The organism is Vibrio sp. M250220, from assembly GCF_036533795.1.
Lineage (GTDB): Bacteria > Pseudomonadota > Gammaproteobacteria > Enterobacterales > Vibrionaceae > Vibrio.
The window spans coordinates 1-20,843 of the sequence record NZ_JATABI010000049.1 but is presented as its reverse complement, the minus strand read 5'-3'; the positions used below and the strand labels follow the sequence as shown (position 1 = coordinate 20,843).

At 42.1% G+C, this 20,843-nt stretch carries 20 protein-coding genes; 3 read left to right on the top strand and 17 right to left on the bottom strand.

Going from position 1 to position 20,843, the window contains the following annotated elements; translation table 11 throughout:
• Nucleotides 1-56: 56 nt before the first annotated feature.
• From QTN94_RS15935 to QTN94_RS15915, 5 genes are all read right to left on the bottom strand, one after another.
• Nucleotides 57-1,208, bottom strand: a complete 1,152-nt coding sequence (locus QTN94_RS15935) for an EAL domain-containing response regulator (RefSeq protein WP_331428227.1) — start codon at nt 1,206-1,208, stop codon at nt 57-59.
• Nucleotides 1,205-4,936, bottom strand: a complete 3,732-nt coding sequence (locus QTN94_RS15930) for an ATP-binding protein (RefSeq protein ID WP_331428226.1) — start codon at nt 4,934-4,936, stop codon at nt 1,205-1,207. The genes QTN94_RS15935 and QTN94_RS15930 overlap by 4 nt, the downstream gene beginning before the upstream one ends.
• A 263-nt stretch (nt 4,937-5,199) precedes the next feature.
• Entirely contained in the window at nt 5,200-5,568 is a 369-nt protein-coding gene (locus tag QTN94_RS15925) for a response regulator (RefSeq protein WP_331428225.1), read from the bottom strand.
• A gap of 394 nt (nt 5,569-5,962) precedes the next feature.
• A complete protein-coding gene (locus tag QTN94_RS15920) occupies nt 5,963-6,652 on the bottom strand; it encodes a response regulator transcription factor (protein ID WP_331428224.1) in 690 nt (229 codons plus the stop codon).
• A 354-nt stretch (nt 6,653-7,006) separates the two neighbouring features.
• Nucleotides 7,007-7,300 carry a hypothetical protein gene (locus QTN94_RS15915; RefSeq protein WP_331428223.1) on the bottom strand — a complete coding sequence of 98 codons (294 nt, stop codon included), beginning with the start codon at nt 7,298-7,300 and terminating at the stop codon, nt 7,007-7,009.
• Between the two features lie 872 nt (nt 7,301-8,172).
• Here QTN94_RS15915 and QTN94_RS20670 point away from each other — a divergent pair.
• Nucleotides 8,173-8,379 (top strand): helix-turn-helix domain-containing protein, encoded by a 207-nt coding sequence (locus QTN94_RS20670; RefSeq protein WP_138971344.1) that lies wholly within the window; start codon nt 8,173-8,175, stop codon nt 8,377-8,379.
• A 136-nt stretch (nt 8,380-8,515) separates the two neighbouring features.
• Here QTN94_RS20670 and QTN94_RS15910 read toward each other — a convergent pair whose 3' ends face one another.
• The gene (locus QTN94_RS15910; RefSeq protein WP_331417148.1) at nt 8,516-8,872 is read right to left on the bottom strand and encodes a PilZ domain-containing protein; all 357 of its coding nucleotides are present in this window, start codon (nt 8,870-8,872) and stop codon (nt 8,516-8,518) included.
• A 333-nt stretch (nt 8,873-9,205) separates the two neighbouring features.
• Between QTN94_RS15910 and rarD the strand changes: the two genes are divergently transcribed.
• On the top strand, nt 9,206-10,096 hold the full coding sequence (gene rarD, locus QTN94_RS15905; RefSeq protein ID WP_331428222.1) for an EamA family transporter RarD: 891 nt from the start codon (nt 9,206-9,208) through the stop codon (nt 10,094-10,096).
• 32 nt (nt 10,097-10,128) lie between these two features.
• Here the strand turns inward: rarD and QTN94_RS15900 are convergent, their stop codons facing one another.
• The 10 genes from QTN94_RS15900 to QTN94_RS15850 all read right to left on the bottom strand — a co-directional run bounded on the left by QTN94_RS15900 (nt 10,129) and on the right by QTN94_RS15850 (nt 19,431).
• Nucleotides 10,129-11,547 carry a basic amino acid/polyamine antiporter gene (locus tag QTN94_RS15900; protein WP_331428221.1) on the bottom strand — a complete coding sequence of 473 codons (1,419 nt, stop codon included), beginning with the start codon at nt 11,545-11,547 and terminating at the stop codon, nt 10,129-10,131.
• Between the two features lie 471 nt (nt 11,548-12,018).
• On the bottom strand, nt 12,019-12,243 hold the full coding sequence (locus QTN94_RS15895) for a hypothetical protein (RefSeq protein WP_331417146.1): 225 nt from the start codon (nt 12,241-12,243) through the stop codon (nt 12,019-12,021).
• A gap of 353 nt (nt 12,244-12,596) precedes the next feature.
• Nucleotides 12,597-13,199 (bottom strand): 2OG-Fe(II) oxygenase, encoded by a 603-nt coding sequence (locus QTN94_RS15885; protein ID WP_331428220.1) that lies wholly within the window; start codon nt 13,197-13,199, stop codon nt 12,597-12,599.
• Between the two features lie 91 nt (nt 13,200-13,290).
• On the bottom strand, nt 13,291-13,485 hold the full coding sequence (locus tag QTN94_RS15880) for a DOPA 4,5-dioxygenase family protein (protein WP_331428219.1): 195 nt from the start codon (nt 13,483-13,485) through the stop codon (nt 13,291-13,293).
• Nucleotides 13,486-13,538: 53 nt separating this feature from the next.
• Nucleotides 13,539-14,177, bottom strand: coding sequence for a response regulator transcription factor (locus QTN94_RS15875; protein ID WP_331428218.1), 639 nt, complete (start codon nt 14,175-14,177; stop codon nt 13,539-13,541).
• Nucleotides 14,170-15,531 (bottom strand): cache domain-containing protein, encoded by a 1,362-nt coding sequence (locus QTN94_RS15870; RefSeq protein WP_138971337.1) that lies wholly within the window; start codon nt 15,529-15,531, stop codon nt 14,170-14,172. The genes QTN94_RS15875 and QTN94_RS15870 overlap by 8 nt, the downstream gene beginning before the upstream one ends.
• Before the next feature lie 92 nt (nt 15,532-15,623).
• Nucleotides 15,624-16,907 (bottom strand): TRAP transporter large permease, encoded by a 1,284-nt coding sequence (locus QTN94_RS15865; protein ID WP_331428217.1) that lies wholly within the window; start codon nt 16,905-16,907, stop codon nt 15,624-15,626.
• A gap of 12 nt (nt 16,908-16,919) precedes the next feature.
• Nucleotides 16,920-17,453: a TRAP transporter small permease subunit gene (locus tag QTN94_RS15860; RefSeq protein ID WP_138971335.1), complete on the bottom strand. Its 534-nt coding sequence runs from the start codon at nt 17,451-17,453 to the stop codon at nt 16,920-16,922.
• 115 nt (nt 17,454-17,568) lie between these two features.
• A complete protein-coding gene (locus tag QTN94_RS15855) occupies nt 17,569-18,657 on the bottom strand; it encodes a TRAP transporter substrate-binding protein (RefSeq protein ID WP_138971334.1) in 1,089 nt (362 codons plus the stop codon).
• A gap of 396 nt (nt 18,658-19,053) precedes the next feature.
• Nucleotides 19,054-19,431 (bottom strand): MarR family transcriptional regulator, encoded by a 378-nt coding sequence (locus QTN94_RS15850; protein WP_138971333.1) that lies wholly within the window; start codon nt 19,429-19,431, stop codon nt 19,054-19,056.
• Nucleotides 19,432-19,650: 219 nt separating this feature from the next.
• Between QTN94_RS15850 and QTN94_RS15845 the strand changes: the two genes are divergently transcribed.
• Nucleotides 19,651-20,319: a DUF2982 domain-containing protein gene (locus tag QTN94_RS15845; protein ID WP_138971332.1), complete on the top strand. Its 669-nt coding sequence runs from the start codon at nt 19,651-19,653 to the stop codon at nt 20,317-20,319.
• A gap of 69 nt (nt 20,320-20,388) precedes the next feature.
• Here QTN94_RS15845 and QTN94_RS15840 read toward each other — a convergent pair.
• Nucleotides 20,389-20,843 (bottom strand): MBL fold metallo-hydrolase (locus QTN94_RS15840; protein WP_331428216.1); only part of this gene is annotated, 455 nt, incomplete at its 5' end.

Sequence of the window (20,843 nt, the reverse complement as noted above, 5' to 3'; positions counted from 1 at the left end):
TTATTCTCGCCGTCAGCCATATCGAGCGACGAGAATCAAACTTACCTTAGATAGGCTTAGCTAAGAACTTTAAACGATTTGAGTTTTTCAATCGCTAATGGCCTGCCAATGTAAAAGCCTTGGCAGACATCCACGCCTAGCATACGCAATGCTTCAAATTCTTCTTTTGTTTCTACCCCTTCCGCGACAACTTTTATTCCGGTTCTGCGGCACAGTTCTGTCGTTAAATCAACGATATGCCTCGACTTCAAGTCCGAAAAGTAACGCTTAGTAAATTGGCGATCGATCTTGAGTTCAGTAAACGGGATGTCCACGAGATTACCGAAGCTGGAGTAACCAGTGCCAAAGTCATCGATAGATATTTTTACACCGAGCATCCTCAGCCGAGCGATGTTACTTAGCATTGTTGTCGATGGCTGAAAAATTTGGCTTTCCGTAATTTCAAGGGTTAATAGAGATATGTCCATGCCGACTTCATCAGCCATGCTAACCAATTTGTCGACGAGGTCGAGTTCCATAAAGTTGTCTGCGGTCAGGTTTATGGATATTTTCATACCATCAGGAATATAGACAAAATCCACTTTGAGTCGATTCATGACGGCATCAAGAAGCAAGTCCGTGTGTTGGTTAGTTTCTAGTAGCGGGATAAAGTAGTTGGGGGTCAGTGTTCCTTTAAGGGGATGCTGCCAGCGCACCAATACTTCGAACCCAATAAGCTTGTTCGTCTTAAAACAAACTTGCGGCTGATAAACATTATGAAATTGTTCGTTATCTAAACCATATAAGACTTCATTTATAGAGAAATCGAGGTCCTTTTTCACTGGTGCGCAAGACAATAACTCACTTGTCATCTGTATAAGATTACAAAGGCTATCTTCATAGACAGGTTTAACTAAGGTTCCGACCACATTAAGGCCAAGAGTTGTCGCCATCTTGCTCGCTAAAGCAATAATGCCTTCATCAACACAGCTAGAGATACACACAGCATTGTTATAATGGCTTTTCTTTAGTTCAGATAAAAACATCAGTCCGTCTTTACCAGGCAAGTCGAGGTCACTAATAATTAAGTCGAATTGGATCCTGCTTAGTAACGACATAGCCTTCTCTACCGAACTCGCCGAGTGGACATTCTTGCAGCCAATATTTTTCAGTTTGTAGCCAAGTAAGATAAGCTCTAGAGGACTATCGTCAAGTATAAGTATGTTCATATCTTTGACCTTTGATAGTTCTCGATAAGCGCAATATTTTTCTGCATTACATCGGCCAGAATCTCTAGCTGTGACTTAAGCTCGACTTTTCTCCCTCCTTTAATCGAGCGTTCTACCTTGTAAATAATCTTGGCAAGATCATCGATGCCTAAACTTAACGCACCACCTTTGATCTTGTGTACCGTTTTCTGGAGCGCGGGTAAATCCTCTTGCTGCTCTTCTAATAACTTGAGATCGCTTGATAGGCACGCTACCGAAATCTTCCTTAATTGCTCAACCTCCTCTTCATTATATTTGTCTAACCAATGCGTGATAGGGGCGATTTTAGTTCCATTATCTAACAAGCATGCCTCCAATAGATTCCTTAGTTTCTCTATTCCATAAGGTTTGAACAAGATATGATCGAACCCCGATTCATTAGACTTACTTCGAACAATGCTTGAATCCTCTGCCGTACAGCCAATAATGGTCAGGTGTTTATCTAGATTGGCTTCATTGCGTAGTTTGCTAGAGAGTTCGAACCCATCCATATTGGGCATATGGCAATCCGTAATAAGTAGATCAAAGCCATCAGGATGCTCCATGATCGCGTGGTAAGCGGCTTCACCATCGTCAACCATATTGACCGTAAGCCCCAACTGCTCTAACTGCTTACGAATCACAAGTTGGTTGATAGGGTTATCTTCCGCAACGAGTACCGTTCCTTGCAATTGCTCGAATCTTAAGGGCGTTAATGTCGAGGCTTTGTCTGCATGCTGATACAAGCATTCAAATAGTAAGTCAGGAAATATCGGCGAATTAGACAAAACAATCTGTTGTTGCTCCACTTGCTTAAATCCCTCAACACCATCCTTGAAGACAATACGTCTTTCGAAAGGTATCTCACTGTCGACATTGCTGTAGTCAGAAGTGATCAGTATACTGTGTCCTTTATCTGGAATTTCCAACTCTCGGTAGCCGGTTAGCGTCGACCAGATAGCGACCCACTCTTTGATGTTGTCACTCACGTCACCGAACTGAATATCCAAACTGCTGAGCTGTCCTTTGTAGGTGCTAACGAGCTGATGCGGGAGCGAAACCGACATCTTAGTACCAAGATTTTCAATACTCTCAACATTGAGTTGCCCATTCATGAGTTCGACCAACTCAGAAACAATGGACAAACCTAACCCAGTGCCACCGTACTTCCGTGCAATTGAGCTATCCGCTTGAACAAATGGACTAAACACAGTAGCAAGAACTTTTGTCGACATGCCACAGCCAGTATCTGTCACCAAAAAGTTGATTGATGTATCGCTGAGTTCAACTTCTAATGTCACCGTGCCTATGTCGGTAAATTTAATCGCATTGGACAGGAGGTTGTTAAGTATTTGCGAATACCTCAGACCATCAATAGAGACCAACCTGACATTGGTAGGTTTAAAGTTATAGTGTAGGCGGATGCCTTTCTTATCTGCGGCAATTTTGTGGACGCGCAGAACCTCACTGGTCTCTCGCAATACATCACAATCAAAAGGGGAAAGCTTAAGTTGGTCAGCCTCCAGCTTCGAGAAATCCAGAATATCATTCACCAGAACATTCAGTTGTCTTGCTGATGACGAGATGTTGTTAATGAGCAAAGTTTCCTCTTCATCTTCGATTTTTGCCCCTAGCATTTCAATCAACCCGACCATGCCAGCGATTGGCGTTCTTAGCTCATGCGTCATCGAGGCGAGAAACTTATCACGTGCCTGAATCGCCGATTCCGCCTTTTTCTTGGCATTCTTCAGATCGTTTTCTCGTTGGTTTTTCTCGGTAATATCATTAATGACCGTTAGGATGTATTCCTTGTCGTTGAGCGTGATTTTCTTGCAGACATACTCCATCATTTCCATGTCTAGCGGACAGTTATATGTGCGGCAAACATCATTGATCGTCAGATCATTGCGGAACATATCGTCAAATACTTTTTTATTTTTGTAGCCCATACCGCTTTCGGAAATTTGGCAAGCATTACACTGATTACTCAAATATTTGCTGCAGTTTGTGTAGCGGATATTGGATCTATCGTCGTAGATAAAAACAATTGAAGGGATCTGACGAATAACAGAGTTTAAAAACTCATTTTCGATTCTCGTTGCAGCGGCATCTTTCTCCTTGATGATAACGTTGAGCTTCATATTCTTCTGCAACAAATAGAAAATCACGACGCTAAACAGAAAGACAAACACAAAACCGAACGTCACCTGATATAGGTATTTTTCTTCATAGCCATAGACGACATTAAACGGGTCATAGGAATTTTTAATTTTGTTTAATTCGTTTTGATCCCAGGTTCTGAAAATGCTGTTCAGCACATTAATGAGTGAAAGCTTATCTGACGAAACGGCCATTGCCAGATTCAAGACAATCGGTTTGGTACGATCGACAAAGTACTCGTCGTCAGCATGAGACGATATAATAATCTCAATGATATCTTCACGTATGTAAGCGATGTCGATCTCACCCGTTTCTAACGCCCTTAGGATTTTTTTAGAATCCTTAAACACTTTGGTGTTCTCGCCAAATAACGGATTTTTTACGTCAACATGCTTTTTGCCTTCAGATAACAGAACACCTTTCGACTCTTTTTTTTGTCCGGCCGAATATGCTAAGCTGACAGTGTAATAAGTAAACGACATGAAGGCGTCGGTAAACTCGACACTCTCGTTGGAACCCACGGTTATCGACGAATAAGGGATAAGATCAATCTCATTTGATGCCAGCATATCGTAAGCTGACACAGATTGCCTTAAGGGTACATACTCGAATTCGAGCATCGTCCTTGATGATATCAGGTCTAGAATATCCTTGAGATAGCCAGAAAGACTTCCATCTTGATTCCTAAAAAGTAGTGGAAACGAATCATCGTCAAATGAGTACTTGATGAGATTGCTGTAATTGCTATTACGAAATGCCCTATTAATCATGTCCGAAAAATAATAAGGACTGGTGCTGTTTATGAGGTGATCACTTTCAATAGAACGCTTGATAATCTTATTGATGATCTCGACTAAACGCTTGTTTTCATAGAGTGAAACAATCTGCGCGTAAACAAATCCTCCCCAAGGGGGCGTTGAAATAGGGCTAGAGACATTATCTGTCGCGTTCAGATACTCGGCAAAGCTAATATAGCTATCAATAAATATCTTATTGTCACTCTTGATAACGCTTTCTGTACCCTGTCTAAAGTTAGCCACGCGAGTCACATTCTCGATTCCCCGGCTATCCAAAATATTACAGTACACGGTTCCAGAAACGCACACCCATGGTCGCGTTTCTAAGTTTTCTTGGTCGACATAACTATTACTCCAATACGCAACTGAGCTTTTAAATATAGGTGCTGAGTAAAACAACCCTTGCTTATCTTTAATCGCTTTCTCGTTAAAATCGAGTATCAAATCCGCTTCGTTTGCATACAGAGCAGACATCACTTGCTCGGTATTTTCAAACTCGACAAATTCGATCTTCAAACCGAGTTCATTGGCAATTTTTTTCATATAGGTCACGTTAAGGTTATAAAACTCACCGCGTCCAGATGTCGGATAAACTGGCTGCCCTTTTTCGGACAGCACAGCGATATTCACATCTCCTAGGCTTTCTATATACTGATAATCCTCCTGTGACATTGAGTCCATAGAGGCGGCATAAGCGCTATTAATCAATGACACGCTACCTAGTAGAAAAAATATATTTAACAATAGAGACATCTATAAAACCTTGAAACTGATATAAGTGAGTAATTTCAATTTAAATAACCAGGCCACTGACTTAACGATATTCACATATCATTAACCTACCAAGGTATCATTCATGTAACAACATGGGCAGAAATTAGAGATGTGTATCATAATTGCAACATATCCATATTAAACACCAACAACCGTTCCATTTATTTGATAAAACAGTTCATGTCGGACATTAAAAACATCCAAAATAGTTCAGTTCGAATTTAATACCTATCTATAAGCAATCAGCAAACCCTAACAATGACGTCAACCAATTCTCCAATGGTATAAGGTTTCTTCAAGCAACCATTCATTTGACTATTATTGAGTTCATTTTTTATATCATCGTAACAATGTGCACTGCATGCGATGATAGGAATATCGACATCAAACTCTCTAATCAAATCGCAGGCTTCAAATCCATTTAGATAAGGCATTTCTAGATCCATAAAAATCAGATCGTAGTTACGGTTATTTCGATAGTGCAATACGAGGCTTTCTCCATCCTCAAAATGCGTAAATTTCGCGCCAAGATGTGTCAACATCTTGATTAGCACAATAGCATTGAGAGGATAATCCTCCGCAATAAGGATGTTTATATCTTGAAAATTCATGATAGATTACATGTTCACTCAGATGATCTCTCGGCGAAGATAGAAAACAAGCTCATCTAGATAATAAATTGAAAATCTCAACGAACTCATTATTATCAGATAGTTGTATTCATATTTTTCGTCGATAAAGACCATTTGTCTTAGATGATCGGAAAGTGAGTACAGCCCCAACAAACCTGAACTACCAACCAACTTATGTTTTCTACGGTTCATGTCATCAATGAAAACAAACGATGAGTGGCCAAACGAGCAGCATCGCCCCAACTTTAAAATCTCTTCTCTTAAACTTTGGATGAGTGTCATTGCGTCCGCTTTATCGCCAAAGCAGACGTTGTCAATTAAGTAGGTTAGCTCCTCGCATCGGTATTTCATTGGGCCTTTTCACTATTTAATTCTATCTACTGAAATTCACTTTGTATCCCTTGCCTCTGACTGACTGTAGCTCGACTTTGCCGCAGGTTTGTTGACTGATTTTCTTTCTCAGGCGACTAATCGCGAGATCGAGCGCTCGACTCCAACCATCATAACCATGCCCTTTTGTTGAATAGCTTAATTCTTCCCGGTCAGCAAAGAAGTTATCCTGTGACAAAATAAAGAACAAAATATTGGCTTCATTTTTTGTCAACTCCAACACAGTACCGTTATATTCGAACGTACGCTGATCCTTATTAATTTCAAAACAAGGAGTATCGACCTCTTCGTGATAAGCCTTAAAGTGCTCAGTATCTTCCATATTGACAAGTCGCTTAACTCGACTTACCAAGATATCCACTCCTCTCTGCTTTAATAAAAAATCAGATGCCCCAATCTCAAAGCTTTTTAATTCGATTCTGGTACTTTGTTTGGCGGTATAGACGATTACCGGGCAATCGAGTATTTTCGTTAACCGAGAAAATGAATCCAAACTTGACCCAGAAGGTAACTGAACATCAAAAATAGCAAGATCAAAATGATTTCCCACCGCAGCATGAAAAGCAGAGGAAACATCAAATGATTGTACGACTATAAATCCAACCTTTTCCAAAGCTCCTTTTAATAGCCTAGAAGTAAAAAGGTCATCTTCTAATAATAGGATTCGTTTCAAGACTTTTCCCCTATCGAAATGCAAGTAGCACCATTGCCATAATTTTACTAAGAGCCCTTCCGATTAATAAAATCGGAAGGAAGACGCCTTAAATCTATCCAATCAAAAAGTTATCTATAAACCATCAATCAGAACTATCGGCCATTGAATGTTTACAACTTTGACCAAACAAAGATTAAACCATTCAACATACACTCTTAGGCAACAACTAGTTAAGTATTTTCTGATAAAATACCCATTTATCTTTTAATGTCTCTATTGTAACAAAGCTGTACAATTATGTATCAGTAACACATAATTTTCAGACTTATCTTACCTAAGATATAGGTTGTTTCATTACACACGTTGCATATATTAAGAAGAAGAGTGACATTTAATTCGTTTGCTCCGAGAGTTATTAATCACTTCGATGACCTGGCTAATGTTGCAAGAGCTCTTCTTTAGCTCCATAACCAGTTCTGCCGCTTTGTTGATTGATAAAGAAATCATCTTAGTGCTCTCTCTTGATCTATCAATGCCAGCCTGACCAATGACGACTTGGCTTTTCGCATCATCTGACGCTTTTTGCCCATGATTCGCGTTGTTATTAACTTCTTGTGCGGTGCAAGACAGTTCGGTTACAGAAACACTAATTAGGTTAATCAGCATTACCAGCAGTATCAGTAAGATTTTTCAGACTACTCTCATACCATCGGTCTATTCTATCTGTATAGTCCGCTTCACGGCGTTTTTCAAGGTAGTTGTCATCAATATCTCTCGCAGAGGCTTTCAAGAACATCAATCTGATATTGTATGTTGCGATAACATCCTTCCCATATATTTTTTAATCGAATCAAGTGAATGCTGGCGATTAGCGTTGCTTTCTTCGAACTCACTACATACTGACAATACATGGAAAATAGTAGTGAAATGGTCAGAAATACTAGTGAAAACAGACTGATTAACTCTGTTTTAATGGATAGATTTCGTTTTAGTGGATAGATTTCGAAAGTTAAGTTTCATTGGGCCGCCTTATCATATTAGGCAATTTTGACACAATATTACCAAAAGCCTTTGTTATTTTGTATCAACATAGTAACAACAACTAGGCAACCCTCTATTGCCATAAAGAATTCAAGTCAATATATTGAATTTAAAAACAATTTCATGCCGTTGACTGAGGTGCTATCAGTGACGAATACCCCATACATTGCGCAGAATCCCAGCCAAATTGACATTTAGAGCATTAAGTAAAATTCAATTGATTTATTAGAAAATTGTCGGAATATTCCAATCCACTCAGAAACATCGTAAAGTTCAGATTAGAAAACCAAGCATCTAAAATTGTTAGTTTGTTCAAGCTAAAATAATAAAATCAGATTTATCAAAAATAATTAATTGTGTTTCAAATAGGAATCAATAGTGACTAGTGGGCTAAGAATCTCAGTTTCCATTGTCTAGTTTGAGACTATTGTTGAGAAAGAAGACAAGATCACTCAGCATATCGACATTGAGCAACTCGACACATAGTTTGATAAATTATGAATGAACAAGAACTAATTAGTACTATAAGAAATAAGAGACAGCTCCTTGGAATGACTCAAGATGACTTGGCTCAACTGTGTAATACTTCCCCTTCTCATATTTGTAGAATTGAAAACGGGCAATCCAGTCCGAAGTTGAGCACCTTAATTAAAATATATGACACGCTATTGATCTCTATGACGATTCACTGCGAGAACAGATAATTCCATCTTGTTAACGCCTTGAACTATAGATGGTCGGTTTGAATAGGAGAACGTTTGTTGCAAGGTTCAGTATGGCTGGATTGATGATTAAACTGGGTGTGATCACTTAAAAGAGAGAAAAGTCATGCCGCTGATGTTACGCAACTCGTTCTCTTAAACGTGCGAAGAAGACTGGATATTTATTTTTAATATGACGCTGTTCATCAACCATAATTTTGAAGGTTGGGCCAACACGAAGTTGAATTATCACTTCGTCGTTGTCAAAACGCAGTACCGCTCCCTCAATGTCCACAGAGTTTTCATCATGGAGGTTCAGAACACCTTTGACGGCTAAGCCCTTGTACATAGAGGTGAAGTTGTTCATAACCATTCTTATCCCACCCTCGGACACCTCTGTGACTTGAAACATTTCATCTGCGAACTTTACAAACGGCCTTGCACGCTTTGGGTATTTTAAACGGTAATATTTCCGTTTCTGATCTAAGTCCTTCATGCTCTTGCTCCCTACAACTCAGCATCCAGCTATATACATTAATTATAGTACTTCCTATTTAGTCAGTACTTAAGGTGATAATAATCTAACATACAAGGACTTACATCTACAGACCTATTGCCGTTGTTCTCTCTCTACTGAGAGCGAATCCCCGTTTCTCAGTCGGCAGCTGAGTGTCTTGCTGACCACACCAATTTTTATTACTTATTATTCTACCAGCCTTGTATGACAACAGAGCAATGCTCCAAACATTACTCACTGAGTGACTAATTTCTTTACACTCTAGCTTAGAGGTAATAGATTTTTCTAACGATTCATTGACATGAGGTCATTATGTCTGACCATCGTCTAGGCAACGGAATGGCAGCCTTTTCTTTCGTAGTATGGGGGTTGTTGCCTTTGTACTATCAATACCTACCCAACGCTGCGAGCGATGAGTTACTGGCGATACGGTTGATCGCCTCTGTTCCTCTCGGCGTGCTCATCGTCCTCATGTCTACCAAACACTTACCTAATTTAACCGCTATCTGGTTAGATAAACGCTCTCTCGTATATACCTTTGCTGCCGCTATTGTTATGTCTTTTTCGTGGCTTGCGTTCACTTGGGCGTTAACTAATGAAAGAGTCATGGAATCAAGTCTGGGCTTTTTCATCAGTCCGATTGTAACAATGGCGCTTGGGGTAATTTTGCTTGGCGAATGCCTGTCACTAGGCAAAAAAGTCGCGCTCCTGTTGGCATGCATTGGGCTTATTTATCAAATCATTCATTATGGTGAGATCCCCCTTGTTGCCATTTCGATCGCTGTATTTTTCTCACTCTACGGCTGGCTGAAAAAGCAAATCGGTTTCGATTGGGCTACGAGTCTGTTCGCCGAAGCTCTGGTTTTACTGCCTATCGCAGCGATCTACATGCTGGTTAAAGAGATTACTTTTGGGGCCGTATCCCTTCACTCAGATACGACGACTCTTATGCTGTATCTTGGTTCAGCTCCAGCAACGCTACTCCCTTTGGTCTTCTATTCGATCGCTATACGACTGACCTCTTTAACAACAATTGGCTTGATGCAATATATCGAACCATCTATCCAGTTTCTTCTTGCCGTTTATCTATTTGGTGAACTCTTCGATGAAGTAAAACTCATCAGCTTTGGGCTTATTTGGGTGGGTTTAGCATTCACTGTGCTGGAAAGCGCACGATACCGCTATACAGCCAAGAGCCGATAAAAACATCCCCCGCAATAACACGGGGGAAAGTGTCAAAATCCGAGACTAAGGCTGCCTTGCCACAGAAGAGCCATCGAGAACAGCGCTATTACTCCAAGCATGCTTGCTCCAAGCTTTTCCTTTCCTGCGAATGGATTCACGCCTTGTTCACTTTTGGCCTTGATGTAGAAATACAGTCCGGGCAGATAAAGTATTGCGGACAACAATAAATAGTTGAGACCAGACGCGTACAACAGCCATAGTCCGTAAACAGATGCACCGAGACCGATAAAAAGTAGGCTGCCTCGATTCTTCTCTTCAATGGCTATTTTTAGGACAAACGCTCCGACTAAGAAATACGGTACCAAAATCATCTCTGAAGCGATAATCAGCAAGGTGTCGTAAGTACTACCAGCGAACATGACAAAGATTAGGGAAACCTGAATCCAGATATTCGTTAAGGTCAGCGGCTTAACCGGACTCCCCGCTTCGTTCAGTCGCGCATAACTTTTAGGAAACATCTTCTCCTTAGCGCATAGATAAGGCGCTTCAGGCGCAAGAACTGTCCAGCTTAGAAATGCACCACACACGGAGATCAGTAACCCAATACTGATGATGTATTGTCCCCATGGACCTAAAATGACCGTCAATACTCGCGCCATAGATGGGTTTTGATATTGAGCCAGTTCAACCGGCTTTACCACACCCATTGAAAGTAAGGTGACGAATACATAGATTGCTAACGCGGTAAGCAGCCCTAGAATCGTCGCTCGCCCGATGTCCTTTCTGTTTCGAGCTCTACCTGAGACGACAACAGCGCCTTCAATGCCGATAAACACCCATACCGTCACAAGCATCGTACTCTTCACTTGCGACCACAGACTGTGCTCCTCACCAAAATGAACGCCGGTAAAATCAAGAGTGAAAGTGTTCCAACTAAAGGCAAGCATCGCACAGACAATAAACGCCATCAGCGGAACCAGTTTTGCGTACGTTGTCACCATATTAATCAATGCGGCAGTTTGGACACCGCGCAACACCAGCGCATGCACCATCCACAGCAAGCAAGATGCACCAATAATCGAAATTACCGTGTTGCCTTGACCAAAAATAACGTTATCCGGAGTATCAAATAGCATCCCCAGAGTGCTGAATACGATAACCAGATAAGAGACGTTGGCCAACATTGCGCTTAGCCAGTAGCCCCATGCTGAGCAAAAACCAACAAAATCCCCAAATCCCGCTTTTGCGTAGCCAAAAACACCGCTGTCGACATTTGGTCGATGTGAGGCAAGCGTTTGGAAAGAGAGCGCAAGAAAGATCATACCCACGCCAGTGATTGTCCAGCCAATCATTACAGCAGCAGGGCTAGCTACCGAAGCCATATTTTGTGGCAAGCTAAACACACCAGCTCCAATCATCGAACCGATGACGATGGCGGTCAGGGAGCTCAAGCCAAGTTTGTTATCCATGTTGTTTCCACGGGACGCAATCAGAAGGAAGGGATTTTACGACGATTAACTTTGAATAGGCAGACCTGATGTGAGGCATATCGCATACATAGCAAACAAATCTCACCTTTCATTGTCATCGATCAATGGTTGGAATCAATAGTAGTGAATTAGTCCAAATAAATGCAACTTAACAACAATAATCGTCGAATTCATAACTACACTGCAGATATATAGCCTGAAAAATATAGTAAATACAGTATTGGAATCATTGAAATTCAGAAGAAAAATCAATGCCCCAATCAGAAATTGACGCAATTTATAGAACGACAACTCGCCAAACTAAGATCATGGACTAGACTCAATAAAGGTATCAATGGCTGAATGCGCATTGCTTACCTATTATATCCATTACTTCCTGTTTGTGCGGTCGCTGTAAAGCGGCCATTTTTTTGCGCAAAAAGCAGCCAGTTAGGCTGCTTCGGCGTTTAGTTAGTGTGTCGAGCTATCAGAGCGCTGACCAAACTCAGTTTGATGATAGATCTCAGCGAGACTCTTGTCTCTTCTCACTTTAGATTTGAGTTTTTTCGCAGCACTATTCTGCTGCTCTTGAGCTTTGAGCGCCTTTTCATGTGCTTTGGCTGATTGAATGAATTTTGGATCACACAAAGCCTGTTGACGTAGGCGGTTAACGCGTTCGATGGTTTCTGACAACATACTAGCCTCCTATACAACTGTATTTATAAACAGTATAGGTACTCAATTCACTACGTCAAGAAAATACTGTATAAAAAAACAGACGCAACTTAAAGTCGCATAATGTATTGCTACACCTTGATAGATTGAAGCTATCACAACGATATAGACCATCCATTATCCTCCCGTGCTACAGCTGGTTAGACTCCGGTTATCGATCGTTTTGAGTTGAGGACATTATGAGAGCACTTGTTGTTGAAGGTGGCGCGATGAGGGGTATACGATGGGACGGAAACAAGGCGAAGAACACCTTGCGAGTCGACAAGGTGTTCATGGGTTAACAGCAGACAATTGTCACTTCTGTTTTTAGAGGATTAACGGGCAATATCGAGCAAGTTGTCTTTCACCCCGTTAACGCGGAACCATCCAGCAATACTGTAACGATCCGCGTTTGTAGGCAACACTTCATGCGGAAACTGTTCAGAGAAAAAGACCAGCAAGCGTCCTGACTTTGGTGATATCTGAGCGAGCTTATTATCATCCAGATCGTACACCACCAACTCACCTGCGTCTTGTTCGCTCCAAGATTCATTCATGTAAAAAACCGTCGTTAGTCGACGGTTTTCATTACCATTAAAACTGTCTAAGTGCTTTTGATAAAAATCGCCTTTTTCGTATTTCGCGAAATGTGCTTCATATTCGAAAAGACCTAAGAAGAAGTAGCGATTGGCTTCAAGCCGAATCTGCTCCATTTTCGCTAGGTAACATTCGACTGGAAATCCCATTGTAGGCTGTAACCACTGAATTTTGTCGCTACGAATCTTACGTTCTAGTGCCCTTTCTTCGTTACGTCCAATTCGAGCGTTTTTCCAATCTGCTGGAATACATTCCCTTAACTGTGCAACTTCATCTTCATTTAAAAAATCGTCCCATACATAATAACCGTGCGTAAACAACGCATCGATGAGTTGCTCCATTGCCAATTCTGCCCAATGATGAAATAAGTCAACGCTTTTACACAAGCGGCGCCATTGGAACAACTCAGGTTATTTACCGAATGGACAAGCCCTATTTGTCGAGAGCAAAAATCGTAAGATTCAGATCAATCGCATCGCTTAGCCAGTCGGCATAATCGGTGTGATCTTTTAAGTCATCGCCCGTCACACCATGTATTAAGATTGAGTGACCGTTGCGTTGTTGATCTAACCAAGGAATGAGGTTGTTGAAGTCTTTATCGGTAAAACTTACCGAAAAAATCGACATTTACCTTAACACTGCACTTCGCCACAGTCGCGCATACTTACGTTCATTACAAATCAGGCAACAATACCCTTCTCAAAAGCGTACTTAGCCAGCTCTGCCGTACTATGCAGGTCAAGCTTATGCTTTATATTCTGACGATGGGTTTCCACTGTTCGATAACTAATGTTCAACAAAGAGGCAATTTCCTTACTACTCTTGCCTTCCGCCACCAACTTCAAAATCGCCTCTTCACGTCGGCTAAGTGGATTGGGTTTCTTACTACTCGGGATGACTTGTTGAGAAAACAAGGTCTGAGTTACTGATTCACAAAAGTAGGTCGATCCTTGATAGACTGTTTTAATCGCTTGAACCATACGACGTGCACAGATTTCCTTGAGCATATAACCGACAGCTCCCACCTGCATCACTTTCATTATGTACTCACGATTGTCATGCATTGTGAGCATTAACACCTTTACATCAGGCATCTCTTCTTTGATTAGAGCTGTCGCATCAATCCCATTCATCAATGGCATACTCACGTCCATCAATACAACGTCGGGCATTAAAGCTTTGACCACTGTTATCGCTTCCGCACCGTTGCTGGCAGAACCAACCACCTCAATATCATCTTCAGTTTCTAAACGAGCGATAAATCCATCTAAAACAACTTGGTGATCATCGACAATCACCACTTTTATCGGTTTATCCATAAACTAATCCGTCCAATTCCAGTAACACAGTTATTTCCGTTCCGAACCCCGGCTCACTTTCTACTTCGAAGTCACCGCCAATAAATTCAACCCTTTCGCGCATATTTCTCAGCCCGATACCGCTTTTCCTAAGGGCGCTTCCGACATCAAAGCCAACGCCATCATCACGGATAATCAGTTGCAACATATTGCCCATTTGCTGCAGTATCACACTGACATTATTGGCATGTGAATGTTTTTCTATATTAGTCAGTGATTCCTGAGCCACACGGTATAACGTCGTTGCAGCATCGGATTGTAACTTACCAGGTTGAGTCGATAGTGACGCTTCGATTTCGACGCCAGAGTGTGATTTAAAATCGAGCAACAAACTATTAAGTGCGGCTTCCAAACCAATATCATCAAGGGCGCTAGGACGCAAGTTGTGAGAAATATGGCGAACTTCATTAATTGCTGTGGTCAGCGACTGCTGAGACTTTTGAAGGTGTTGCTGCAATGCGGCATCGTCAATTTTGCTTGCCAGCAACTCCAAATGGCACTTGCTCGATACCAGAAGCTGATTGATGCCATCATGCAACTCCCGAGCTAAATGTTTCTTCTCATCCTCTTGGAACATCACTGTTTGGTGCGCTAGCTGTTTTAAGCTTCTATCAGCCAGTTTGTGTTCATGCAGATTAACCGCCAAGGTAATCACCACAATGACACCCACGGTAACCACCACAATCACAATTACTGAGAAAAAGGTCGTCTCTATATTGCGGTTAACTTCAGATTTCAGATTGGCGACTTCATAGGTGATATCTTCGATGTAAAGCCCAGTGCCGACCATCCAATTCCATTTATCTAACCATGCGGCATAGCTTAACTTGGTGACATTTTCCCCTGTTGAAGGTTTTTGCCACAAATATTGATGAAAGCCGCCACCATTCTGTGCTTCAGCCAACAGCGCTTTAATCAGGTAGTCGCCATTCTTATCTCGAATATGCAATAGATTTTGTCCAACGAGGTCTGGCATAACAGGATGAACAAGATTGGTACCGCTTTCGTCGTAGGCAAAGAAATAACCGTCTTTATCTTTACCGTAGCGAAGCTTAGTCAAGACTTCTTTAACCTGTTGTTTCGCTGCTTCTTCTGGCAACTCTTCATCATTGTAGATGTGCGAAATCGCGTCAAACGCCAAGTCCACTTTGTCTTTAAGTGCCGTTTCTTTTGAACGAATCAGTCCATCTTCAAAGATTTGTATCTCTTTCTCACCCAATGTTTTTGCTTGATGAATGGAGATCCAACTGGTCAAAGCCGTAACTAGGAGTAGTGGCAATAAGCTGAGTACAATCAGCTTGGCTTGTAGAGGCATTCCCTTCCCCTTTAAAACAACATAGGTTGCTTACCCTAGTGGGCAAGCAACCTAACTTTAACAGGAGTTGTAGACTAACTGTAATTAAATGATCACATTCCGTAAAATTGGGGGAAGACAAGTAGGGTTATCAATACCGCGATTTGTATGCCGATGAATGGCATTACACCGCGATAGATATCTCTTGTCGTCACTACTTTTGGCGCAACGCCTTTGAGATAAAACAGACTGAAACCAAAGGGTGGCGTCAAGAAGGATGTCTGTAAGTTCATCGCAATCAGAATCGCAAACCAAGTCATATTGATGCCAAGGATTTCTGCAACAGGCGCAAGAATCGGTACGATAATGAAACAGATTTCTACGAAGTCGATAAAGAAGCCGAGGATCAGAATAACCAGCATGGTAATGATGAGGAAGCCCCACTTCTCTCCAGGTAATTGCAGCATCCACTCTTCGACTAAATAGTCACCGCCAGTGTAAGTAAATGCCATAGAGAATGCAGTCGCACCCAACAAGATCGCAAATACCATCGCCGTCACTTTCACCGTCTCTTTTGACGCTTCGTAGACCATAGACCAACTGAACTGGCGGTATAGTAGAGCCAGTACGATAGCACCCGCACCACCTAGCGCCGCAGACTCTGTTGGTGTCGCGATGCCAGCAAAAATTGAACCTAACACGACAACGATTAGAGCGAGCGGCGGAACAACCGCTTTCAACGCTTTAATGACTTCCTCTTTGCGGCTGATATCACCATCACTCGGAATCGGTTGAGCCGCTTCTGGATTTAACTTGGCGTAAATCAAGATATAGACCACGTACGCACCTACGAGGGCGAGACCAGGCCAAACCGCTGCTTGAAACAAGTCGCCTACAGGGACACCGAGCACATCACCCAATAGAATCAATACGATAGATGGCGGAATGATTTGTCCTAAAGTACCAGACGCACAGATGGTGCCGCATGCTAACCCTTTGTCGTAATTGTACTTGAGCATAACAGGGAGAGAGATTAAGCCCATTGCCACCACGGAAGCACCCACCACACCAGTAGACGCAGCAAGTAAGGCACCAACCAAAACGGTAGAAATCGCAATACCACCACGTACCCCACCGAACAGTTTGCCCATGGACTCAAGTAACTGTTCTGCTAGACGTGTTTTTTGCAGAACCAAGCCCATAAAAACAAACAGCGGAACGGCCATCAGAACCGTATTTTCCATTATCGACTGAACGCGGTAAGGCATAAAGGCAAACATATCCCAACCTTCAGCCCAAACACCAAAGATAAGAGCGATACCACCAAAGGTAAACGCGACAGGGAAGCCAAGTAGCAGAGCAAACAAGGCAACAAAAAACATTACAATACCAACCATTTTCCTGTCTCCTTACTTCTGTTTTTCTGCGTAGATTAGATGCGGGTTAACGATCTTGTTTAATGAATGAAGAAATAGACCAATACCGCTAATAGCCATGAACAAAAAAGACAATGGAATCATAGCCTTGATAATCCAGCGGTAAGGTAAGCCACCCGGATCGCCCGATGTTTCTCCCAGTGCGTAACTCTCTTTGGCGAAGTCGATACCGTAGTAAGTAACAAGGATACAAAATGGTAGTAAGAAAAAGAGTGTTCCAAGCATATCGATGATTGACTGAGCTTTATGAGACAAGCGCTCATAGAACAGGTCTACTCGAACATGGCCACCCGCTTTAATGGCATAAGGAATGCCGAGTAGGAAAACCGCTGAGAATAGATGCCATTCCATTTCCTGAAAGGCAATTGAAACATCATTAAAGGCATAGCGCATTACTACGTCATACACGACGTTAGCCAATAACAAAATGAACAATATACTTGATAACCATCCGAGGAAGTCACCAAAGCGATTAAATACTCGCTCGATATAAATTAGGCTTCTCATTCCCTACTCCATGGAATTTTGAATGTACGCCATGCTGATTGGCATGGCGTTTATTAGAGGTTTTTCTTGGGCTTAGCACCATGCGTGACACCGTCACGCATGGCGATTCTAATTATTATTGTGCTTGGCTGTTCAGGTAAGCACGGTGTGAAATATCTGTCCATGAACGAACTTGTTTTAGGTAATCTGCTTGAGATTTCTGAATCTCTTTCGCAAGGTCGTCAGACTCAGCATGCTTAGCCAGTAGACGGTCATTCGCTTCATGCAGTGCATTCATTACCTCAGGTGGGAAGTCTTTAACCTGAACATCAGGATATTCAGACTTGATAGAAACCCAGTTTTTGCCACTTTCGTGCGTTGCTTGCGTGTACATATCGTAAGCCGCTGTACGCATAGCCACACGTAGGATTTCTTGTAGATCTTCTGGCAATCCCTCCCATACACGTTTGTTCACTAGGAATTGAAGTTCTGAACCTGGCTCATGCCAACCCGTGTAGTAGTAAGGTGCAATTTTGTGGAAGCCCATACGTAGGTCTAGTGAAGGTCCAACCCATTCCAACGCATCAATCGTACGACGTTCAAGCGACGTGTACAGTTCACCAGGTGCGATGTTGGTTGGTTTTGCGCCCAATTCAGCTAAGATTTCACCAGCAAAACCTGGGATACGCATTTTAAGACCTTGCAAATCTTCGACTGAATTGATCTCTTTCTGGAACCAGCCGCCCATCTGAATATCAGTGTTACCACCAGGGAACGAGAGTAAGTTGTGAGGGGAATAGACTTTATCCATCAGTTCCATACCACCACCATGGTAGAACCACGCGTACTGCTCTGCTGGTGTCATACCGAAAGGCATAGAAGTGAAGTAAAGAGTGTTAGGTACTTTGCCTTTCCAGTAGTAAGAGCCTGAGTGACCCATGTCATATTGACCAGACTTAACCATATCGAAAATACCTAACGGCGCTTTGTGTTTGTTCGCTGAGTCGATACGAATTTGCAAACGGCCATTAGACATTTTCTCAGCCATTGCCGCCATATTCTTTGTTGCGTCACCAAACACTGGGAAATTTGGTCCCCAAGTTTCAGCAAGCTTTAAGCGATAAACTTTTTCAGCTGCGGATACTGAAGTCGACATAACCGCGAGAGCTGCTGCCATCGCCGTCACTTTTAATACTCTTTTTAGAGATTGTTTAATAAGACTCATGTTCACGTCCTTTGTTTAACGGTCATACCCATCTAGGTACCTTTTGTTTCACTTATAGATTGAGTCATCTATTAACAAGATAAAATCAGCGAGAACACTGATAAAATTTAACAGCGACACGTAAAATTCGACTAAAGAATTACGTATTAATACGTAGCCAAAAGTCCATAAACAAATAAATACCATTAAAAACATAGTATTAAATTGAGGCATCGACTCAGCACTGTGAGGATATACTTAGTAAGTCGTACGCGATAGAAAATAAATATATTGATAAAAAGTGTGACTTGGACAGATAAAATTACCACTAGATATGAAAAAGCCCCGACATAAGTCGAGGCTAATACACATTAATCAGCAAAGCACTTAGGCTTGTAGTGATTTTTCCAGCGGCAATTAAACTGCTTTATAAATAACTTTGTTGCCCGCTAGTTGCTCTTTGACTACTAGATTTTCTTCTAATAGTTTCTTCAGCGCACCCGTTGCCCAAGATGCTGCTTTAGCATCATCTTGACCTGCTGCCAGACCGATACCTTTAGGGTTGATGCCTTCTGCGTTGCTAACAACGATTTCTAGAACTTGTTGCTGCTTTGGAGTAAGCGCAACGTCAGTTGTTGCTGTTGCAGCAACGACTACTTTCTCCGCTGCTGGTTTTACAGCTACTTTCTTCTCAACTGCAGGCTTAGCTTTCTTTGTTGCTTGTACATTTGCAACTGTCGCTTTGATGCGTTTTTGCAGTTTTGCCTGCACTTTGCGCTTGTGAGCAAGTCTCATCGAGTATCTCTCCATTTCACTGCATACGGAGCAGTGGTGAAAATTTGAAGCGCGATTTATACCAAAATTTTGCACCCATTTACAGAGCATGGGGGGTTTTATGCCACAAAAATGCGCGATATGCTTGGATCAGACTACAATTTAATCAGTCTCTCCAGTGATCAAATTCGTCACTACTGAGTATATAAACAGAGGTATTACACTTACGGGTTGTGGAATATGCAAACGGTACACTTAACCAATCACCCTTTCCTCATTTCACCGATTACGAGTCGCTGGTTAGTCGGACTTTTTGTCATCGGCTTCCTGTTTCTTATGCTCTATGCGCCAGGATGGCAACAAGCCGTTTTAACCGTGATTGCGGTTCTTTGTCTGCTCGGATTCGGCTACTTGTTAGTGCTAAAAAGTACCGTTCAATTTACCCTGACAGCCAGTCACTTTCAGCAACACCTGTTTAAAGGTGGCTGGGTACTCAAGTGGAACAACATTCAAAAGATAGGTATCTGCCATTATGATCAGGAGGGATGGCAACAGCCTCTTCCTTGGATTGGAATTAAGATTAAAAACTACTCCCCTTACTTAGAGAGCATATGCCCGCGAATAGCGACTGAAATTCTGCTCAGTCAACGCGCCCTGCTCTATCTGGGCGCTCGCCAGCATCATCAAAGTGAACGTTTTGAAGAGATCGTTTTAGACTCACAATCTTATCGAAACTCAAGTGGTAAGGAATTTAAGGGATTGCAAGCGATGTTAGCTAATCGAATGAGATATCAGCGTGAGTATTTCGATTACGATATTTTTATCTCAGCAAATGACCTTGATAGAGATGCCAAAGACTTTGTCGGCCTTGCTCGACGTTATTTAGCCGCTGCCGATCCTGAGGAGTAATGGAATGGCTAGTCGGCAATCTCCTGCCCATTAAAAAGGTCGCATAAGCGACCTTTTCTGTGTATTCCGTTAGTAAAGAGGCATTTCATCCGCAACGAATGGATTCGAAGCGCGTTCACGACCAAACGTTGACTCTGGCCCATGACCAGGGACAAAGCGCACATCGTTACCTAGTGGCCATAGCTTGCTCTTAATCGAGTTAATTAGGGTATCAAAATCCCCTTTCGGGAAATCGGTACGCCCCACAGAACCATTGAACAGAACATCACCAACAAAAGCCAGTTTCGCTTCTTCGCTGTAAAGCACAACATGGCCCGGAGTGTGTCCCGGAGTGTGAATGACATTCATAACCTGTTGACCAAACACAATTTTATCGCCGTCATTAAGCCATTGATTTGGCTCAAACGCTTGAGTCAAAGGGAAACCAAACATTTGGCTCTGGCCTTCAAGACCTTGTAGCCAAAAGTTATCATCTTTATGCGGACCAACGATTTCTACACCGCCTAGCTCATCAGCCAACGGTT

Bases quoted from the DNA above. Each gene is read 5' to 3' on its own strand.
- QTN94_RS15935 (WP_331428227.1), bottom strand. From the start codon at position 1,208: ATGAACATACTTATACTTGACGATAGTCCTCTAGAGCTTATCTTACTT.
- QTN94_RS15930 (WP_331428226.1), bottom strand. From the start codon at position 4,936: ATGTCTCTATTGTTAAATATATTTTTTCTACTAGGTAGCGTGTCATTG.
- QTN94_RS15925 (WP_331428225.1), bottom strand. From the start codon at position 5,568: ATGAATTTTCAAGATATAAACATCCTTATTGCGGAGGATTATCCTCTC.
- QTN94_RS15915 (WP_331428223.1), bottom strand. From the start codon at position 7,300: ATGCTGATTAACCTAATTAGTGTTTCTGTAACCGAACTGTCTTGCACC.
- QTN94_RS20670 (WP_138971344.1), top strand. From the start codon at position 8,173: ATGAATGAACAAGAACTAATTAGTACTATAAGAAATAAGAGACAGCTC.
- QTN94_RS15910 (WP_331417148.1), bottom strand. From the start codon at position 8,872: ATGAAGGACTTAGATCAGAAACGGAAATATTACCGTTTAAAATACCCA.
- rarD (WP_331428222.1), top strand. From the start codon at position 9,206: ATGTCTGACCATCGTCTAGGCAACGGAATGGCAGCCTTTTCTTTCGTA.
- QTN94_RS15900 (WP_331428221.1), bottom strand. From the start codon at position 11,547: ATGGATAACAAACTTGGCTTGAGCTCCCTGACCGCCATCGTCATCGGT.
- QTN94_RS15895 (WP_331417146.1), bottom strand. From the start codon at position 12,243: ATGTTGTCAGAAACCATCGAACGCGTTAACCGCCTACGTCAACAGGCT.
- QTN94_RS15885 (WP_331428220.1), bottom strand. From the start codon at position 13,199: ATGGAGCAACTCATCGATGCGTTGTTTACGCACGGTTATTATGTATGG.
- QTN94_RS15880 (WP_331428219.1), bottom strand. From the start codon at position 13,485: ATGTCGATTTTTTCGGTAAGTTTTACCGATAAAGACTTCAACAACCTC.
- QTN94_RS15875 (WP_331428218.1), bottom strand. From the start codon at position 14,177: ATGGATAAACCGATAAAAGTGGTGATTGTCGATGATCACCAAGTTGTT.
- QTN94_RS15870 (WP_138971337.1), bottom strand. From the start codon at position 15,531: ATGCCTCTACAAGCCAAGCTGATTGTACTCAGCTTATTGCCACTACTC.
- QTN94_RS15865 (WP_331428217.1), bottom strand. From the start codon at position 16,907: ATGGTTGGTATTGTAATGTTTTTTGTTGCCTTGTTTGCTCTGCTACTT.
- QTN94_RS15860 (WP_138971335.1), bottom strand. From the start codon at position 17,453: ATGAGAAGCCTAATTTATATCGAGCGAGTATTTAATCGCTTTGGTGAC.
- QTN94_RS15855 (WP_138971334.1), bottom strand. From the start codon at position 18,657: ATGAGTCTTATTAAACAATCTCTAAAAAGAGTATTAAAAGTGACGGCG.
- QTN94_RS15850 (WP_138971333.1), bottom strand. From the start codon at position 19,431: ATGAGACTTGCTCACAAGCGCAAAGTGCAGGCAAAACTGCAAAAACGC.
- QTN94_RS15845 (WP_138971332.1), top strand. From the start codon at position 19,651: ATGCAAACGGTACACTTAACCAATCACCCTTTCCTCATTTCACCGATT.